Origin of the sequence: Mucilaginibacter pineti, assembly GCF_900101875.1 — a bacterium.
Taxonomy (GTDB): domain Bacteria; phylum Bacteroidota; class Bacteroidia; order Sphingobacteriales; family Sphingobacteriaceae; genus Mucilaginibacter; species Mucilaginibacter pineti.
This window is the reverse complement of sequence record NZ_FNAI01000011.1, coordinates 85600-105125: the sequence shown is the minus strand read 5'-3', so window position 1 is coordinate 105125 and position 19526 is coordinate 85600. Positions and strand designations below refer to the sequence as shown.

Here is a 19526-nt window from a genome sequence, read left to right as displayed (position 1 = left end):
TAATGAAAAGCTTAAACCAACAGATCGCTTTGATCAGTGAACACGCATCGCCATTGGCAGATTTAGGAGGGGTTGATACGGGGGGACAAAATGTATATGTGACACAATTGGCCAGGTATTTAGCCAAGGGTAAGCAGCGGGTTGATATTTTTACAAGATGGGAAGATGAATCGCTGCCGCAGGTGGTCAATTGGCAGCCTGGTATTCGGGTGGTGCATATTGCTGCCGGTCCCCAATTGGTGATTCCTAAGGAGGATATTTTGCCATACATGCATGAATTTAAGCAAAACATGCTGGCTTTTATTTTAGCTGAAGATATTAGGTATGATTTAATACACGCCAATTTTTTTATGTCGGGCCTGGTAGCTGCAGGTATTAAAGAGGCTTTAAACATTCCTTTTGTGATTACTTTTCATGCTTTGGGTCATGTTCGTAAAATACACCAGGGTGATAATGATCGCTTCCCGGCTGAGCGTTTGCAGATAGAGGCGGATATTGTACAACAGGCGGATGCAATCATCGCAGAATGTCCGCAAGATAAGGATGACCTGATCAATCATTATAACGCACCAATTTCCCGTATTACAATAATTCCCTGTGGTTTTAGCGAAGAAGAGTTTCACCCGGTTGAAAAGCCGCTTGCGCGTAAAAAACTTAATATTCCGCAAAAGGCGAAGGTATTATTGCAGCTTGGCCGCATGGTTCCACGTAAAGGAGTCGATAATGTAGTTAAAGCGCTTGCCGAATTAAAAAAAATGGGTAAACAAGTACTGTTAGTAATTGTGGGGGGCGAGCAGCAGCATACGGATATAATTACCTGCCCCGAGAGAAAACGACTGATGGATATAGCGCAAAAAGCCGGCGTTTTAGATATGATTCATTTTGCCGGGCGAAAGGATAGGGAACAATTAAAATACTACTATTCGGCGGCTGATTTATTTGTAACTACCCCCTGGTACGAGCCTTTTGGCATAACGCCACTTGAATCAATGGCCTGCGGAACTCCTGTTATCGGATCGAATGTTGGGGGTATTAAATACTCTGTGTTGGATGGCAAAACAGGTGCGCTTGTGCCGCCCCATGATCCTAAAGCGTTAGCCAATGCCATAGTAAAGCTTTTAAGTAACAAACAGGCATTAGAAAAAATGAGCATTAATGCATTGAACAGGGTGAAGAGATATTTTACCTGGGCAAATGTTGCAGTTAAGGTTGATGCGCTTTATAAAAAAGTATTAAGAAACACTACCCTGCAACGTACTATTGAAGAAACAAAGGCTGCATGAACAAAGCTGTTTTTTTGGATAAGGATGGCACGTTGATAGATGATATTCCGTACAATGTAAATCCTGCATTAATTGCACTTAGCAAAAACAGCCAAACAGGCTTAAAAAGTTTGTTAGGTGCCGGTTACCTGTTGGTGGTTATAAGTAACCAGTCGGGAGTGGCGCGCGGTTTTTTTACCGAAAGAGCGCTGTCATCTGTCAAAAATAAATTGAACGAGTTACTGGGAAAATCTGGTATAAAGCTAAGCGGCTTTTATTATTGTCCTCATCATCCGGCTGGTATTAACCCAGGATACAGTATAGATTGCGATTGCCGTAAGCCAAAACCCGGTCTTATCCAAACTGCTGCCGGGGAATTAAATATCGACCTTGAAAAATCATGGATGATAGGCGATATTTTGAATGATGTAGAAGCAGGCGCGAGGGCAGGATGTAAAACCATACTTATCGACAATGGTAATGAAACAGAATGGACGGATGGAGATTACAGAACACCCAATCAAAAAGTAAATAATATTAATGATGCTGCGGCTTATATATTAAATCAGCAATATGTTTGACAACAACTGGCAACACTGCAAAAATGTTCTCTGTATACGTCCTGATAACATGGGTGATCTGCTCATGAGTACACCCGCCATCAGAGCATTAAAGGAAACATTCAGTGCCAGGATCACTGTACTAACTTCATCGATGGCGGCCGGCATAGCCCAGCAAATAAGCGAAATTGATGATGTGATTTTATTTAATGTGCCTTGGGTGAAATCAAGCTACACGGATATTGGCGATTTTAACAATATAGTAAAAAATATAAAAAGCCGACGGTTTGATGCCGCGGTAATTTTTACCGTTTATAGCCAAAACCCGCTGCCAACGGTAATGCTTGCTTATCTGGCGGGCATTCCGCTCAGGCTGGCTTATTGCCGGGAAAATCCATATCAGTTATTAACAAATTGGGTTCCTGATCAGGAACCTTACAATTTCATAAAGCACCAGGTAGAGCGCGATCTGGATTTGGTTGCATCGGTAGGCGCCAAAACCGCCGATCGAAACCTCAGTCTAAAACCACAAAGCCGGCTTTGGCCGCAAATATTAAATAAACTGGTTTCGGCAGGTTTAAATGCAGAAAAGAAGTGGATCATTTTGCACGCCGGCGTAAGTGAACCTAAACGGGAATATCCCGTGAATTATTGGGTTAATGCGGCAAAATTAATAATAGCACAAATCGGCTGTCAGCTAATCCTAACCGGCTCGGCATCGGAAAAACAGCTGACAGTCGATCTGGGTGAGCAAATAAACAAAGAATGCATCATCGCAGGAGGATTGTTTACTTTAGAGGAATTGACTGTTTTGATAGCTAAAAGCCCTGTGCTATTATCGGTAAATACGGGCACTGTCCATATAGCCGCTGCAGTGCAAACCCCGGTTGTGGTCCTTTACGCGTTAACCAATCCCCAGCATACGCCCTGGCATGTGCCCTGTAAGATCCTTCCTTTTACGGTAAATAGCCAACTGCAAAGTAAAAACGAGGTGATAAAACATGTTAACAGTTTTGAAAACGATGTAATTGAATATCCATCGGCAGCAGATGTTTTGAACGCTGTAATAGAGCTACTCACCAATCCCACTGAATACTTAAACCAGGAGTTAAACCTTATTAACAGGATGAAGCAAAAGCGCAGCCTGGTTTAAAACATAATCGAATCCGGGTTCCAGCAGCCAATTAATGGTTTTGTGAAGGTGTTTGTTAATTGGTCCCCATCGTTCGGGCTCGCCGTCCATGCTGATCACGATACTTGGCGTTTGAAATGCCGCAGCAATATGGGATACGCCGGTACAATTAGATACTAACGCACAGGCATCCCTTATTAATATTGCCATAGCACTCAGATTGGTTTTGCCGGCTGCATTGATAGCCGGATAGTGCATATGAGCTATAACGCTCTCAACAAGATCCTGCTCTGCTTTTGTACCGGTAACTACTATTTGAAAACCGGCTTCGGCATAATAATCCGCAATAGCGGCAAAATGCGCAACCGGCCATTGCCGCCATGCTCCCCGCGAACCAGGGTGAATACATATATACTTTTTAGATTTGATACCCAACCCTAAGCTTTCCAAATCTTTTTGATCCTGATCTGTAACCGGGAACTCCAGGTTATTACCTTGAGGGGGTACACCTAAAAAATCCATCAGCAGTAAATGCCTATCTATCTCAGATCCATAATCCGGGTATTCCATGAAATAATCCCGGTTAGGTGCGTAAGCCTCTTTTTTGAAATAACCTGCTGTTATTTTTGCGCCAAAAAGTTTTATCATTGGGTTTACAATAGAGCCATTGCCCTGCAGTTGAATAGCAAGGTCGAATTTTCGGTTCTGAACTATAGATAAAAATTCAGTGAATGCAGCAGGGTTTAATTCCTGCTCGGGCAAGCCGGGATAGCCGGGAAACCAAATGAAATCGTCAAAGTACTTATTAAATCTCTCGGTAAATGAAGCTGCCCAGGGCATACCTGCTAAAGTAATTATTGCACAAGGATAAGCATGCCTTAACGCGCGGATCGCCGGCACGGCACATAGGGTATCGCCTAATTGCAAAGCACGAAATATAATGATAGATTTTATGTTTTTTGGTAGATGCATTGTATTGATTTAAACAAATAACACACGGTATTTAATAGCCCCATAGATTTGCCAGAATATAGATAAAAACGGAATAGCCAACGAAGTAACAATCATTTCTGACACATGCTGAACGCTCAAACGCGTTAAATGCAATCGTTTTTTGATGAACCACATAGTAAACACACCCCATATTAAAAAGCCCGATAGTGCTGCAATAGCCGAATTAACTGCTAATCCCACAACCATTATCGCAAAGCCACCAATCATTATATAATAGTTAAGCGGCGGACGCGGCTGAATTTTTTTACGGTACATCCACGGGTACTTTTTGTAAAGCAGTGCGTTAAACATCGTTTTCTTTTGATCCTTTATACTGATACCCCAGGACGCTTTACGTACCGGGTGAATAACTTGCGCGTGATCAATCTTTACAATTTCAATTCCTTCATTCAATAACTTAAACTGCAGGTCGCTGTCTTCGCGCCAGGCCATTGTAAATCTTTCGTCGTAGCCGCCAACCAGTTCCAGCACCTCCTTTGGGCAGCAGCAGTTTGCCGTAATAAAATCTGCAAATTGAAGCCCTAATGTATTAAGTTCATGGTCTGTAGGCCTGCTTGATATCGGCACCACTGTCTGACCGGTAAAGGCAACTTTTTCGCCGGATGTGTAGCTTTTTAAATAAGCATTCAGCCATGTTCGTTCAGGTACGCAATCATCGTCTGTAAAAGCCACCAGTTCGCCCCGGGCATTAAGCCAACCGTAATTACGCGCGGCAGCGGGCCCTTTTTTATGGCTCAGCATAAAAAAACGGATGTTTAATGATGGCCGTTTTTTAACCCAGCTATCCATTAACCTCCTTGTTTCCACATCCGGCCCATCGCTTACAACAATAATTTCATAGCTGTTTTTTTGAAGTTTTTGGGCCGCCAAAGCATGCAGGCATTTCTGCAAAAGTAAAGGCCTGTTATAAGTAGGTATCACTACTGATATTTTTATGCTGCTCATTTTTCAACTATAAATGATCCTATAACCAATGCGTCAAAAGGTGAAGTCCAGAAACATTCAATAGCATCCCTTGGGGTACAAACAATCGGCTTTCCTAAAGTATTGAAAGAGGTATTGACCAATACCGGCACTCCGGTTTTTTTGTAAAACGCCTTTAGTAAGTCGTGATAACGTTGATGCTGCTGGCGATTAATGGTTTGAATCCGGGCCGTTCCGTCAACATGCCTTATAGCAGCAACCTTATCAGCTTCGTCGGGCTTAACATCATACACAAACAGCATAAATGGCGAGTATCCGGCTCCTTCAAACCAATTGTGTGCTTCTTCTTCCAACACCACAGGAGCCACAGGCCGGAAATCCTCCCTATCTTTAACCTCGTTTAAACGCGCTTGCATAGCTGCGTTGATAGGCGAGGCTAATATAGATCTGCTGCCCAACGCCCTTGGCCCAAACTCCATACGGCCCTGGTACCATCCAATAATTTTGTCCTGAGCCAATATTTCGGCGGTATCTCCGGCAATGTCATCCAGCTTGCGGTAGGGCACTTTCCATAACTTCAGTGATTTTTCAATTTCTTCGTCGGTGTATTCAGGACCCCAGTAACAGTGGGTCATCTCGCAATTCCGCTCATTGGTTTGGCGTTCCTGCGCATCAACCCAAATGGCCGCACCCAATGCTGTACCATCATCGCCCGAGGCTGGCTGTACCCAAATGTTTTTGAATGCGCCCCTATCACGAATGCGGGCATTGGCAACACAATTGAGCGCGACGCCGCCAGCAAGGCAAAGGTTTTCTTCACCTGTTTCTTTTTTCAGCCAGCCGGTAAGTTCCAGCATGCTCTCTTCAATAACTAATTGCAGCGAATGGGCTACATTAAAATGATGAGAAGTAAATTCTTCATGCCTCAAACGCTTCGGGCCAAAGCGTTCTTCCAGCTTTTGGTTATTTATAGTGTATTGACCGTTGCCGCTGATCTGCACGATCTCTCTGAAATCTTTTATAAACTCGGGTTTACCATATGATGCCAGCGCCATAACCTTATATTCATCTGACGAATGCAGGAAACCAAGGTAGGTGGTTACGTCTTCATACAACAAGCCAAGCGAGTGCGGCATATTCACCTGCCCAATCCGGCTTAGTTGCTGGCCGTTGCCGATGTTATAAGTAGTAGTGGCCAGTTCTCCGCGGCCATCAACGGTCATTACCGCGGCATTTTTAAACGGCGAACAATTAAACGCACTTGCGGCATGCGATATGTGGTGCTCTACAAAATGCCATTTATTTCGCTGAATATTACAACCCACGAAACGCTTTTGCAGATGATGGGGATAGCCGTCTCTTAACTGGCCAGGTGCATTAACAATTGATGAAAGAAATAGGGGGTCCCAAACGTTTTTAAATTCTTTGCCTAACGCTGATGAACCCTCTTCAAAAGGAATTTCAATGGTTGATTTATTACGGTATTTAGCGCCGATTAACAGATAGGGATCAAAGGAATAAGCGATGTGATCAACATCATTGATATGGATACCTGCTATTTTTAAACAATAATCAATAGCATGAAAGGGAAGTTCCCAGGTTGAAAATGGTACCGGTCTTTTGCCGTGTTTAAAATGAGTAAAGCGTTCTTCTTCTGTAGCCGCCAACAATATTCCATCTTTAATGATACATGCGGCGGAGTCATGAAAAACGGCATTAATTCCTAAAGTGTACATAATGTTTTTCGGGGGTATAGTTTGTTTGTTATTTGTCGGTTTATGCTAGCTTTTGCTCGTTGGTAATGAAAACGAAAAGACGGAACCTTTGTCTTTTTCGCTCTTTAACCAGATTTTTCCTCCATGTTGCCCGATAATTGCTTTAGATATATGCAGGCCCAGCCCAATTCCAGAAATTTTTCTTGAAGTAGCGGAACTTGCCCGCCAGAATCGTTTAAAGAGATTAAGCTGTTCACTTTTTGGAATACCTATGCCTTCATCGGTGACGCTCACGGTTACCATGTCAAGTTTTTTATTCATCTTTATATTTACGGTTACGGGCTTATCAGGCGGCGAGTACTTACATGCATTGTTGAGTAGGTTATTTATAACCTGCGATATCCTTACACGATCTGCAAATACACTCACACTTTTCTTTCCTCTCACAAAAAAAGTATGTTTGTCAATCAGTTTAAGCTCGATCACACACTCCGTTATTAATCCGGCAAGATCAAAAATGGTTTTCTTAATGATCAATTCGCCCAGTTCAAGTTGACTTGTATCGAGTAGATAACCGACTAAAGACATTAATTTATCCGTTTTTTCATTAACTTTTTCAGCGGTGTTAGCCAGGAACTGATCACCGGAATCCATAGCCCGCTTTCTTAATATTTGAGCATATGATTTAATTACGGTGACAGGTGTTTTGATCTCATGGCTGGCAATACTGATAAAATCATCTTTTTGCTGTTCGAATGACTTGCGTTCCGTAACATCCTCAACAGAGAATAATATAAGGTTACTGGTGTTTACCGGGTGCTTTAATTTACTGGCATTTATAAGAAAATATTTTTTTCCTAAGGAGGGCCAATCGTGCTCGAGTTCAAAATTTTCAACCGCATTACCAGACTTTCTTACCTGTTCTAACAGATTAGCCAGTTCAGGAATATGGAACATGCGATTACCTAACATTGCAATTGTACTATTCTCAGCTGCTTTTTGATGGAGGCCGAATAAGTTGTAAAAAGCATCGTTAGCTGCGTAAATTATCAGATCGCCGGTCAGGACCAATATCGGTTGTCTTGAATTTGAAACGATTGCTTCCGCATAATTTTTGAGTTGGTTAAGCTGATCTTCGGCCATTTTTCGTTCGTCCAGATTTCGCATTACCTTGGTAAAGCCCAGGTGTTTTCCGTCAGTATCAAGTAATGGAAACATCTTACCGCTCGCCCAGAATACAGATCCGTCTTTACGAACATGGTACCGTTCATCAACTGCGCTGCCAAACCTTTTAGCGTTTTTCAACTCTTTTTTGTTGGCCGACTTTTTAAGATCCCCTGTCGTAAAAAAAATCGCCGAATCCTTACCTATGATCTCATCCGCCTGATAGCCTAAAACCTGGCCGGCGCCGGTATTCCAGCTACTTACAAATCCGTGTTTATCTGTAGTAAAAATTGCATAATCATCAATGCTATTTAATATCAATTGATGATAGTGGCTGTCTTCACCGGCGTTATGACCTTTGGTTTTAACCATGATGCCTTAATTTATTGCTGATTTAATAACCTTGTTTACAATAAAAATGTTTATAAAATTAATCATTTAGTAATTATTTTAATTTCTAATATAAATTCATGCGTTTAAAAACTTTTTATCATTAATTTAATTTATATACACCGGGACCGCTGTCCCGATGTATATAACCGGATTAATTACTTTCAATGAATGCTAAAACTTTACCAGGGAAACCGTTCCCTTTAGGACCAACTTATGACGGCGAGGGTGTAAACTTCACCTTGTATTCGGAAAACGCGACCGGCGTGGACCTTTGCCTTTTCGATGACGAAAACAGCGGCAAGGAATCCGCGCGGATCAGGCTTACAGAAAAAACAGATTTCATCTGGCACATTTATGTAAAGGATATAAAGCCCGGCCAGTTATATGGTTACCGGGTAAGCGGACCATATGAACCCCAAAATGGTCATCGCTTTAATCCTAACAAGCTTTTAATTGATCCATACGCAAAGGCAATCGCCGGTTCAATTAAATGGGATGATGCGCTGTTTGGATATAAAGTTGGCAATGATGAGGCGGATCTGGGCTTCAGTGATACCGATAGCGCCCCCTTTATACCTAAATCTGTAGTGATCGATCCGGAATTTGAATGGGAAGATGACAAGTCCCCTTCCTTGCAATATTATAATACCGTTATTTACGAAGCACATGTAAAGGGATTTACCATGTTAAATCCCGCTATCCCCGAAAACATCCGCGGCACTTATGCAGCGATCGCGCATCCGGTAACCATTACTTATCTTAAGGAACTGGGCATAACGGCTATCGAACTAATGCCGGTACATTCCTTCATATCTGATCGTTCGCTTAAGGAAAAAGGTTTAAGTAACTACTGGGGCTATAATACTATAGGTTTTTTTGCACCTGATGCGAGGTATACCTCAGGCGCTGTGCGTGGCGAACAGGTTACTGAGTTTAAATCCATGGTCAAGGAACTGCACAAGGCAGGAATCCAGGTTATTCTTGATGTTGTTTATAACCACACGGCCGAAGGTAACCAGATGGGGCCAACGTTATCGTTTAAGGGCATTGATAATGCATCCTACTACCGGTTAACGGATGATAAGCGTTACTACAATGATTATACCGGTACGGGTAATACCCTTAACGCCAATTTGCCCAATGTTCTCAGACTGATGATGGACAGCCTGCGGTATTGGGTTACCGAAATGCATGTTGACGGTTTCAGGTTTGACCTGGCGGCTACCCTGGCCCGTGAACTCCACGAAGTAAACCAGCTGAGCGCATTTTTCGAGATCATACACCAGGATCCTGTTATCTCACAGGTAAAGCTGATTGCCGAGCCCTGGGATGTCGGAGAGGGAGGGTACCAGGTTGGCAAGTTTCCTGCAGGATGGGCGGAATGGAATGGTAAGTACAGGGACTGCATCCGCGATTACTGGAACGGGGCAGAAAATACCATCGCGGAGTTTGCCGACCGCATTACCGGCAGTGCTGATCTTTACCAGGACTACCGTCGCCCTACCGCCAGCATAAATTTTATTACCGCCCATGACGGTTTTACTCTTAACGATCTGGTTTCTTATAACGAGAAGCATAATGACGCCAATGGCGAAGATAATAACGATGGGGAAGGGCACAACCGGTCATGGAACTGCGGTGCCGAAGGCCCAACGGAGGATGAAGGGATTAAGGCCTTACGTTCCAGGCAAAAGCGTAATTTTTTGGCCACATTATTCTTATCGCAAGGGGTTCCTATGCTGGTTTCAGGCGATGAAACGGGCCGTACCCAGGGAGGCAACAATAACGCTTACTGCCAGGATAACGAAATTTCATGGCTCAACTGGGAGGCGGCAGACCATGAACTGCTGGCGTTCACGAGCAAACTTATCCATCTGCGGAACACTCATTCCGTCTTCTCGCGAAAAAACTGGTTTAAGGGAGTACCTGCCAAAGATTCCAAAATCGAGGATATTGCATGGTTCCTGCCTGACGGCGCCCAAATGGAAGAAAGTCACTGGAAAGAAGGCTTTGCCAAGTCGGTAGCAATGTATCTCAGCGGTGACGGTATTGAAAGCGTTGATTCTGATGGCAGTCCCGTTAAAGATGATAACTTTTACCTCATTTTTAATGCACATGAAGAGGGCCTGGATTACAAGATTCCTCCCGAAAGATACGGAGGGTCATGGGTGGTAGTTATAGATACCAGCCGGGCAGAGGGACCAGAAGAAAAACAATATCAACAAGCAGACAATATTCATGTTGAAGGCAGGTCTGTTGTACTGATACAATGTAAAAATGAGAAAAATGGATAAGGTATCGATAGACGGCAGAAAATTAGGCGTAAACTTCAATAGTGTTGGAAAAGCCGAGGTATTGATCTGGGCGCCAAGGGCAGAAAAGGCTACGATCCGCATCCGAGAGGATCAGGATATCGAACTCGGAAAACTTGATTACGGCTATTGGCAGTTAACCACTGACGAAATCCATCCGGGATCCCGTTACCGGGTAATTCTTGATGATCAGGAATGGCCGGATATTGCCTCCTTAAACCAGCCGGATATTCACGGTCCATCTTTCGCATTTGATTTGCGTGAGTTTCAATGGACGGATCAGCAATGGCAAAATATTCCTTTGGAAGATTACATTATTTATGAATTACATACCGGCACCTTCAGCCCGGATGGTACGTTTGAAGGGCTTAGCGATAAACTGGATCATTTGATTTCGTTAGGTATTACCGCTATTGAATTGATGCCTGTGGCCCAGTACCCGGGTAACAGAAACTGGGGCTACGATGGTGTATTCCCATTTGCCGTGCAAGAAAGTTATGGCGGTGCCGCGGGTTTACAAAAACTTGTCGATACCTGTCACCAAAAAGGGCTGGCGGTGATCCTGGATGTAGTTTACAATCATATTGGTCCTGAGGGTAATTACTTTGAAAAATACGGTCCTTTTTTTACGGATAAGTATCATACGCCCTGGGGTAATGCCATCAACTTTGATGATGCGGGCTGCTACGGCGTCCGGCGGTTTTTTACCGAAAATGCCCTGATGTGGCTGCGCGATTTTCATATCGATGCCCTGCGAATGGATGCGGTTCATGCCATTAAGGATTTTAGCACTAAGCATATCCTGCAGGAAATAAAGGAATATACGGAGCAATTAATTAAAAAAAACGGCAGGCGGCATTACCTGATCGTAGAATGCGACCTCAACGACCCGCGTTTTATCAATCCCCTGAGCAAAGCGGGTTTTGGTATGGATGCGCAATGGACGGATGAGTTTCACCACGCGCTTCGTATTGCTTCCGGTGGCAAAAAGGAAGGATATTATAGCGACTTTAACGGTATAGGCGACCTGGCCGAAGCGTTTAATCATGGGTATGTTTATTACGGTCGTTATTCTGCCCAGCGGGATAAATTGTTTGGTGCCGATCCTGAAGAAAACCCAGGCAAGCAATTCGTGGTTTTTTCTCAAAATCATGATCAGGTCGGCAACAGGATATTAGGCGAACGTTCCAGCCGCCTGTTTAGTTTTGAAGTGCAAAAACTAATGGCGGCTACGGTTTTGATCAGCCCATTCCTTCCTATGCTTTTTATGGGCGAGGAATATTGTGAGCTTAATCCGTTCCTGTATTTCGTGAGTCATACTGATCCGGAACTGATCAGCGCGGTCCGCGATGGACGCAGGAAGGAATTTGCGGCTTTTCACTCCGAAGGTGAGGCCCCAGACCCGCAGGCAGAGGACACGTTTAACGCTTCAAAGTTAAACTGGACTTTGCTTAAACAACCGCCGCATAAATTAATGCTGAATTATTATAGCGCCCTTATCGCGTTACGCAAGACTAAACCGGCTCTGCGCACACTTGACAGGCAACAATGCAGGGCGACTGTTGATGAGGAGTCACATGTGCTTATCGTCCGGCGGAGGTATGAAGATGACGTAGTGACCTGCCTGCTTAATTTTTCGAACGAAACAAGAACAGTTTTTTTAGCGGATCATCACAACTGCCGGCTCATCTTTAACTCCATTGATTGGCAATGGAACGGACCAATTTATACAACAGCTATAATACCTGATGGTCCACATTTTACGCTTCAGCCACAAAGTATTCTAATACTCGAGCAATATGTATAACCCAATAGCCACTTACCGCCTGCAATTTCATAAAGATTTTACTTTCCGGCACCTGAAGAAAATCTTACCATACTTGCATGAACTTGGTGTAAAAACGATTTACGCTTCGCCCGTTTTTGAAGCTGTGCCGGGTAGCAATCATGGCTACGATGTGGTAAACCCGCATCGGATCAACCCCGAGATCGGAACGCTGGAAGAATTGGAAGATATCAGTGCTGCTTTGAAAAAGCTGGATATCGGGTGGCTCCAGGATATCGTTCCTAACCATATGGCCTTTCATCAAGCTAACAACCGGCTGATGGACGTGCTGGAAAACGGGAGAGAATCGCAGTACGCGAGCTTTTTTGACATCATATGGGAGGCTCCTGAGTTCGACGGTAAGCTCATGGTCCCTTTTCTGGGCAGCCCATTACCCAATCTGATCAAAGACGGGGAAATCAGACTAATTTGGGCGAACGGCCGTATAGGCCTTCAATATGCAGATCAAACCTACCCCGTTAACAGCGATACCTATTTTCGGGTGTTTCAGTTAAAGCGTGGAAACGTTCCACATGAACTTCAGGTGCTTCTGGAGTCAACCACCACCGGCGATGAAATTAAAGATGCCTTGCATACAGTGAGAAATAATACGCCCGTGGCGAAATATATTAAGTCAGCGCTGGAAGTCATTAATAAAAACACCGAACTGTTACAGCAGGTAGCCGAGGAGCAACACTACCGGCTTAGTTTTTGGAAGGACAGCGACGAGCAGATCAATTATCGCCGCTTTTTTACCGTGAACGGCCTTATCTGTCTTAATATACAGGAGGAAGCCGTATTTAATGAGTACCACCGTTTTATAAAGGAGTTGTTGGATAAAGGAATTTTCCAGGGATTACGCGTAGATCATATTGATGGCTTATATAATCCCGCCGGCTACCTTGACCGGCTTCGCAAACTTGCAGGACCTGATGTATATATCGTTGTAGAAAAGATCCTGGAAAGCGGTGAACACTTTCCTGCCGACTGGCCGGTTCAGGGCAATACGGGTTACGATTTCCTCGCCATTGTTAATAACCTCCTCACCGCGTATGATAATAAAAGCCAGTTTACCGCCTTTTATAAACAACATATTCAAAACGGAAAAACGATTGAAAGGTCCATACTGGAAAAAAAGGCGGCTATCCTTCACCAACACATGGCGGGTGAATTAGAAAACCTGACCCGGTTGTTTTTTGATCTTAACCTTATTACGCCAGCCCGGCTGCGAAAAGTACAGCCCGGAGATATTAAATCCGTTATTGCAGAGTTCCTCATTCGCTGTTCGGTTTACCGTTTTTATGGTAATCAGCTACCGCTAAGCAAAGAGGAGGCGAGGTCGGTAAGCCAATTGCTCAAAGCCGTTAAGGCTGACAAACCTCAGATAAGCTATGCTGTGCATCTTTTAAAGAACCTGTTAACCAGGCCGGCGGGCAATGAAGAAAGACGGGCAGACATCCTGCGCTTTTACCAGCGTTGTATGCAGTTTACCGGACCGCTGATGGCTAAGGGCGTTGAAGATACGCTGATGTATACGTACGAGCGGTTCATTGGCCATAACGAGGTTGGCGATTCGCCTGCTGAATTTGGTTTAAAGATCAGCACATTTCATCAAATGATGACCGAACGGCAGGAAAAGTTTCCTTTTACTATGAACACAACGTCAACCCATGATACTAAACGCGGCGAAGACGTAAGAGCTAAGCTTAACGTGCTGACGGAAATGCCCGGCGAGTGGTTTAAAACAGTGACAGCCTGGCAAAGCCAGTACGAAAAAATTAAAAAGAGCGGCGCGCCCGATGCCAATGATGAATACCTCATCTACCAAACTTTGGCCGGTTCTTCTGCCTTGCCGGGCCAGGAGCAGGATAATTTGGCCGAACGCTTCTCAGCGTATTTAACCAAGGCCCTACGCGAAGGAAAGGTAAACAGCCAATGGGCAGCGCCCAATGAAAATTATGAACAAGCCACCCTCCACTTTGCCCAACTACTGCTCAAGCCGCAGAGTAGTTTTATGAAGAGGCTGGATGACTTACAAGCAAAACTGGCCGATCATTTCGTGATTAATTCCTTAGTGCAGGTGTTACTTAAGTTCACCTGCCCCGGCGTTCCTGATATTTACCAGGGATGTGAGCTGTGGGACTTTAGCCTCGTTGATCCGGATAACCGGCGACCTGTTGATTTTGAAACCAGGGCGCGACAAGTCAACCAATTACGTGACCTTGATCCAAAAACTTTATGGGATAACAGGTACAACGGCTCGTTAAAATTTTGGTTAACCGATAAATTATTACATCAACGCGGTGAATACCCGGAGTTATTTTCAAAGGGAGTTTATATTCCGTTACAGGTTAAGGGAAAATACAGGAATAACGTTGTAGCGTTTGCCCGGCGTTACCATAGGGATTGGCTGCTTATTGCTGCACCGCTGCACCTGGCAAAACTGACAGATCAAACCTTTCCGGGTTTCGACTGGGAAGATACCACAATCCTGCTGCCGGAAGACGCACCTGTTCAATGGACGAATTTGCTTAACGGGGAAAAAAGTATCATCAACCCCCGGGCAGAGGTTAGCGCTATTTTTAAGGAATATCCATTTTGCGTTTTGAAGGCCGATAATCAGCAAAAAAGAAGCGCCGGCATTATTATGCATATCACCTCGTTGCCTTCGCGCTATGGCGTCGGTGATATCGGCCCTGGCGCAAGGGCATTTGCAGATTTTTTGGGCAACGCACAGCAACGCTACTGGCAACTGTTACCCCTAAACCCAACCAGCGAAGCTACAGGATATTCCCCTTATAGTTCAGCCTCAAGTATGGCTGGCAACACCTTATTGATCAGTCCGGACGACTTAGTGGCCGATGGCCTGCTCAGCCAGGATGACGTAGCCCCATATTATTTGTCGGATACAGCTACCGTGGATTTTGATGGGGCGGGGGAGCTCAAAAATAAATTATTCGTAATTGCCTGCCACCGTTTCCGGCGCAACGCTTCCTCAGAAGAACAAGAAGATTATATTCGTTTCAAAAAAAAGGAAAGTTCATGGCTTGATGATTATGCGCTGTTCGCAGCATTGAAGGATCATCATAAAGGCCTGCCCTGGTATGATTGGGGCATCGCTTTTAAGCACAGGGACAACGATGCGCTGGCATCGTTTTCGAATGTTAATCAAGGTAATATTGAATATGTAAAATGGCTCCAGTTCAAATTCTTTCAGCAATGGACGAAGCTTAAAGGTTACACTAATCATTTGGGTATTCAGCTCATCGGTGACCTGCCATTTTATGTAAGTTATGATTCAGCCGATGCCTGGACACATCCGGAAATCTTTAGTCTGGACAATAACAAAAACATGATTGGGGTAGCAGGCGTTCCGCCGGATTATTTTAATGAAAATGGCCAGCTTTGGGGAATGCCTGTTTACCGCTGGGATAAGCTAAAAAGTACAGGCTACGGTTGGTGGATCGACCGAATAAAAAGAAACCGCGCGTTTTTTGACGTCATCCGTTTGGATCATTTTCGCGCATTTAACGATTATTGGGAGGTGCCGGCAACCGAAACCATCGCCGTAAACGGGTGCTGGAAGGCAGGCCCCGGCGTGGCCATTTTTGATGTCTTTAAAAAAGTTTTAGACGGACTGCCTTTTATTGCCGAGGATCTGGGAAAAGTTGGCACAGAAGTATACGAATTACGTAACAAATTGGGACTGCCCGGCATGAATGTATTACAATTCGCGTTCGGAGCGGACATGCCGGTTTCAGTTCACGCGCCCCACAACCACATGCCAAACAGCGTAACTTATACAGGAACACATGATAATAATACCAGCCGGGGTTGGTATAAAGAAGATTTGACAGCGACCGAGCGCGCGCTGCTTGCGGCCTACCTGCGCACGGCTGTTAACGAACGGAATGTCGATAAACTGATGATGGAGTTATGCTATGCCTCCGTTTCGGCTATTGCTATCATGCCATTACAGGATGTTTTGGGTTTAAGTGCCGATGCGCGCATGAATATACCCTCATCTAAGCACGGTAACTGGCTTTGGCGGTTGCTTCCTGGCCAACTTAAGCCACAGGTATCCACGATGCTGAGGCGTATGGTCAAGCTATATAATAGATAGCAACGAGATTTGCGATTCACTACCTATTTATGCCTCAGTGCAAATCTTTAAGCTTTGGGATGGACTGTGCTGTTTATTATAATATAACTACCTAATTAAATTATATTTATTTTTGATCATCTATCCATCTATCCTAAATAGCCTCTCATGCCAGAAAAGTCGGTAAAGCCAGTAAAAAAAATTAAACCAGAAACCGAAGTTGATGAATCCGGAGAATTATACCAACGCAGGGGAAAATCCTTCCCCGTGGTTGCTTTAGGCGGATCAGCTGGTGCTTTTGCTTCATTTAAAGCATTTTTTACCCACATGCCTGCCGAAAGCGGGATGGCCTTTGTTATCATTATTCATCTTGACCCTAATCATAAAGGACAAGTAGCTGATCTGATTAAAACTTTCACCGCTATGCCGGTAGTAGAGGCGGTTGACGGCATGCAGCTTGAAGAAAATAAGGTTTATATAATACCGGCCAATAAGGATATGGGCTTGCATAACCGGCAATTATTACTGCTTCAGCCCGCAATAACGCATGGGTACCGGCAACCCATAGACTATTTTTTGCAAAGCCTTGCAGATGATCAATGGAACAGAGCGGTAGGCATCATATTTTCCGGAATGGGATCTGACGGTGAAACCGGTGTGCGTATGGTAAAGGAAAAATTAGGCATGGTAATGGTGCAGGACCCTCAAACAGCGCAATACAACAGTATGCCTTTGGCTGCAATCAGTACAAACCTGGTAGACTACGTACTATCGCCCGAAGAAATGCCCGTAAAACTAATTCAGTATCTTAATCACCCGGTACTGGCCGAAGAGGCATCTGAACAGGTAAAGCAGGCAATCCAGGACTCAAACGCGGTTCAAAAAATATTAATGCTGCTGCGTTCCCATACCGGGCATGATTTTTCTTTATATAAAAAGAGTACCATTAACCGGCGTATAGACAGGCGTATAGCCTATCATCAAATACCCGATTATGCAACATACGTGACTTTTTTAAGAGAAAATCCGCAGGAGACAGATGTTTTATTTAACGAGTTGCTTATCGGCGTTACAAAGTTTTTCAGGGATGTGTTCGCTTTTGAATCATTGAAGCTGCAGTTTAACACGTTAGTGAAACAAAAGAAACGAAACGAAACTGTAAGGGTATGGGTAACGGGCTGTTCTACTGGCGAAGAAGCATATTCCATTGCAATATTGCTAATGGAAAGTCTGGAGGAAGTGGATAAACATGATTGGCCAAAGCTCCAGTTATTTGCTACAGATCTTGATTCAGAGGCCATAGATCACGCCCGGTCTGGCATATACTACAGTAATATTGCGGCCGACGTTTCGCCGGAAAGGCTGGAGAAGTATTTCATAGGAAACGAAAATACCTACCAGGTTAAAAAAGAACTGCGGGAAATGATAGTTTTTGCACAGCATAACCTTATTAAGGACGCGCCGTTTACCCGGTTAGACCTGTTATCATGCCGCAATGTAATGATATACCTCACCACCGAACTGCAGCGAAAGATCATCCCTGTGTTCCATTACGCCATTATTCCGCACGGGCTTATGTTTATGGGGCCTGCCGAAACGATTGGTGGTTTTACAGACATGTTTACTTCTGTTGATCCGAAGTGGAAAATTTATGAACGCAAGGAAGGTAGCGCTTCTGTAGGTCGCATGATTGATTTTCCTTTTAATGTTTCAAGGCACCTGCCTGCAGCAGGCATTAAGCTGGATGATCTGGACAAAATAGCCACTAAAAGATCTGTAGCTGATACGTTTAATAAAATCTTGTTAGAAAACTTTACGCCCGCCGCCGTTTTAGTTAATGAAAAGGGCGATATACTATACAGCAACGGAAAAACGGGTAGATTTTTAGAATTACCGCATGGAGAAGCGGTTATGAATATTCATAAAATGGCACGGGAAGAGCTTCGGTACGTAATTGGCAATATCATTCACCAGGCCCGTAGCCAAAAGGGGCAGGTGAATATTGAAGATATAAAAATAAGGGAAGGCAACCAGTTAAGGCTGATATCGTTAAAGGCAACCCTCCTGGAAGATACAGGTTTGCATGGCCTGGTACTTTTAGCCTTTGATGATAAAGGCTTATCAAAGAAAAATCGCAAAACTATTGCTGCTGGGGGACAAAAAGATCAGGTAACTGAAGAATTGGAAAAAGAACTGGTTTATACCAAACAGCGGTTGAACAATACCATTGAGCAAATGGAAACATCAGTTGAAGAGTTAAAATCAACCAATGAGGAGTTGCAGAGTACCAATGAGGAATTGCAAAGTACTAACGAAGAATCCCTTACCACCAAGGAAGAAATGCAATCGCTAAATGAAGAGCTCATGACCATAAACATGCAGTATCAGTCAAAAACAGATGAATTGACCAGGATCAATAATGATATGAAAAACCTGCTTGATTCTACCGAGATAGGTACTATCTTTTTGGATAATAACCTGGATATACTGCGTTACACGCCCCAGGTAAGAAGATTATTTAACCTCATCCCCACTGATGTTGGCCGGCCCATATTACATGTTGTATCCAATTTTGATAATACCTCCATCGAAAATGATATCAAAGAGGTAATAGAGAAGCTGCTGAACAAGGAACTGGAGGTGAAAACTAAAAACGGCGAATGGTATAAGGTACGGATAATGCCTTACCGCACACTTGATAATTTTATTTCGGGCGCTGTAATCACATTTACTTTAATTACAGAATATAAAAATATGGAGCAAAAGCTGGAATTGGTGCAGCAGTTTGCAGGTAAGGTAATAGATATTCCGGGGGTGCCGATATTATTGGCAGGACCCGACCAAAAAATTATAAACGTCAATAAGGCGGGCAGGGAACTTTTAAACGGACATAATGATGGAATTTTGGGTAAGTCCGTAATCAGTTTTTTAAATGGATCTTTTAGGGATGCAGCGCAGGTCAAAAGGTTAACCGCATTTATAAAAAATACCGGAACCGAGCCGGCAGAGTTGGTCATAAACGGGAAAAACTATCAGATATATGCCCGTAAAATAAAATCACAGGATGAAACCGGCGAAATGCTTACCATGATAACGCTGGTTAAAACCGCTTAATTTTAAACG

Annotated in this window: 11 protein-coding genes; 7 read left to right on the top strand and 4 right to left on the bottom strand. The window is 43.9% G+C overall.

All coding sequences use genetic code 11. The annotated features are described in order from the left end of the window. Nucleotides 1-2 precede the first annotated feature (2 nt). Genes BLS59_RS21440 through BLS59_RS21430 form a run of 3 tightly spaced genes read left to right on the top strand, consistent with a single transcriptional unit; the run spans nucleotide 3 to nucleotide 2975 of the window. Nucleotides 3-1283: a glycosyltransferase family 4 protein gene (locus BLS59_RS21440; RefSeq protein WP_091152438.1), complete on the top strand. Its 1281-nt coding sequence runs from the start codon at nucleotides 3-5 to the stop codon at nucleotides 1281-1283. Continuing rightward, nucleotides 1280-1843: a D-glycero-alpha-D-manno-heptose-1,7-bisphosphate 7-phosphatase gene (locus BLS59_RS21435; RefSeq protein WP_091152436.1), complete on the top strand. Its 564-nt coding sequence runs from the start codon at nucleotides 1280-1282 to the stop codon at nucleotides 1841-1843. The genes BLS59_RS21440 and BLS59_RS21435 overlap by 4 nt, the downstream gene beginning before the upstream one ends. Before the next feature lie 49 nt (nucleotides 1844-1892). After that, nucleotides 1893-2975: a glycosyltransferase family 9 protein gene (locus BLS59_RS21430; RefSeq protein WP_240315302.1), complete on the top strand. Its 1083-nt coding sequence runs from the start codon at nucleotides 1893-1895 to the stop codon at nucleotides 2973-2975. On the opposite strand, the gene BLS59_RS21425 is transcribed toward BLS59_RS21430, so the two are convergent. The 4 genes from BLS59_RS21425 to BLS59_RS21410 are packed head-to-tail and all read right to left on the bottom strand — an operon-like array spanning nucleotide 2931 to nucleotide 8143. After that, nucleotides 2931-3926 (bottom strand): glycosyltransferase family 9 protein, encoded by a 996-nt coding sequence (locus BLS59_RS21425; RefSeq protein WP_091152432.1) that lies wholly within the window; start codon nucleotides 3924-3926, stop codon nucleotides 2931-2933. The genes BLS59_RS21430 and BLS59_RS21425 overlap by 45 nt on opposite strands. A 9-nt stretch (nucleotides 3927-3935) precedes the next feature. Beyond that, complete coding sequence (locus tag BLS59_RS21420; RefSeq protein ID WP_091152430.1) at nucleotides 3936-4913, bottom strand: glycosyltransferase family 2 protein; 978 nt, start codon at nucleotides 4911-4913, stop codon at nucleotides 3936-3938. Beyond that, entirely contained in the window at nucleotides 4910-6628 is a 1719-nt protein-coding gene (locus tag BLS59_RS21415; protein WP_091152428.1) for a carbamoyltransferase family protein, read from the bottom strand. The genes BLS59_RS21420 and BLS59_RS21415 overlap by 4 nt, the downstream gene beginning before the upstream one ends. Before the next feature lie 45 nt (nucleotides 6629-6673). After that, nucleotides 6674-8143, bottom strand: coding sequence for an ATP-binding protein (locus tag BLS59_RS21410; RefSeq protein ID WP_091152426.1), 1470 nt, complete (start codon nucleotides 8141-8143; stop codon nucleotides 6674-6676). Between the two features lie 185 nt (nucleotides 8144-8328). On the opposite strand from BLS59_RS21410, the gene glgX reads away from it, so the two are divergent. From glgX to BLS59_RS21390, 4 genes are all read left to right on the top strand, one after another. Further along, nucleotides 8329-10458 carry a glycogen debranching protein GlgX gene (glgX, locus tag BLS59_RS21405; RefSeq protein WP_091152423.1) on the top strand — a complete coding sequence of 710 codons (2130 nt, stop codon included), beginning with the start codon at nucleotides 8329-8331 and terminating at the stop codon, nucleotides 10456-10458. Further along, on the top strand, nucleotides 10451-12283 hold the full coding sequence (gene treZ, locus BLS59_RS21400; protein WP_091152422.1) for a malto-oligosyltrehalose trehalohydrolase: 1833 nt from the start codon (nucleotides 10451-10453) through the stop codon (nucleotides 12281-12283). Before glgX ends, treZ begins: the two co-directional genes overlap by 8 nt. Continuing rightward, nucleotides 12276-16424: a malto-oligosyltrehalose synthase gene (treY, locus tag BLS59_RS21395; RefSeq protein ID WP_091152420.1), complete on the top strand. Its 4149-nt coding sequence runs from the start codon at nucleotides 12276-12278 to the stop codon at nucleotides 16422-16424. The genes treZ and treY overlap by 8 nt, the downstream gene beginning before the upstream one ends. Before the next feature lie 147 nt (nucleotides 16425-16571). After that, on the top strand, nucleotides 16572-19517 hold the full coding sequence (locus tag BLS59_RS21390) for a CheR family methyltransferase (protein WP_091152418.1): 2946 nt from the start codon (nucleotides 16572-16574) through the stop codon (nucleotides 19515-19517). The last annotated feature ends 9 nt before the right edge of the window (nucleotides 19518-19526 follow it).

Excerpts from the sequence above, each read along its gene's own strand:
- BLS59_RS21440 (WP_091152438.1), top strand. The coding sequence starts at position 3 with ATGAAAAGCTTAAACCAACAGATCGCTTTGATCAGTGAACACGCATCG.
- treY (WP_091152420.1), top strand. The coding sequence starts at position 12,276 with ATGTATAACCCAATAGCCACTTACCGCCTGCAATTTCATAAAGATTTT.
- treZ (WP_091152422.1), top strand. The coding sequence starts at position 10,451 with ATGGATAAGGTATCGATAGACGGCAGAAAATTAGGCGTAAACTTCAAT.
- BLS59_RS21425 (WP_091152432.1), bottom strand. The coding sequence starts at position 3,926 with ATGCATCTACCAAAAAACATAAAATCTATCATTATATTTCGTGCTTTG.
- BLS59_RS21430 (WP_240315302.1), top strand. The coding sequence starts at position 1,893 with ATGGGTGATCTGCTCATGAGTACACCCGCCATCAGAGCATTAAAGGAA.
- BLS59_RS21390 (WP_091152418.1), top strand. The coding sequence starts at position 16,572 with ATGCCAGAAAAGTCGGTAAAGCCAGTAAAAAAAATTAAACCAGAAACC.
- BLS59_RS21420 (WP_091152430.1), bottom strand. The coding sequence starts at position 4,913 with ATGAGCAGCATAAAAATATCAGTAGTGATACCTACTTATAACAGGCCT.
- BLS59_RS21435 (WP_091152436.1), top strand. The coding sequence starts at position 1,280 with ATGAACAAAGCTGTTTTTTTGGATAAGGATGGCACGTTGATAGATGAT.
- glgX (WP_091152423.1), top strand. The coding sequence starts at position 8,329 with ATGAATGCTAAAACTTTACCAGGGAAACCGTTCCCTTTAGGACCAACT.
- BLS59_RS21415 (WP_091152428.1), bottom strand. The coding sequence starts at position 6,628 with ATGTACACTTTAGGAATTAATGCCGTTTTTCATGACTCCGCCGCATGT.
- BLS59_RS21410 (WP_091152426.1), bottom strand. The coding sequence starts at position 8,143 with ATGGTTAAAACCAAAGGTCATAACGCCGGTGAAGACAGCCACTATCAT.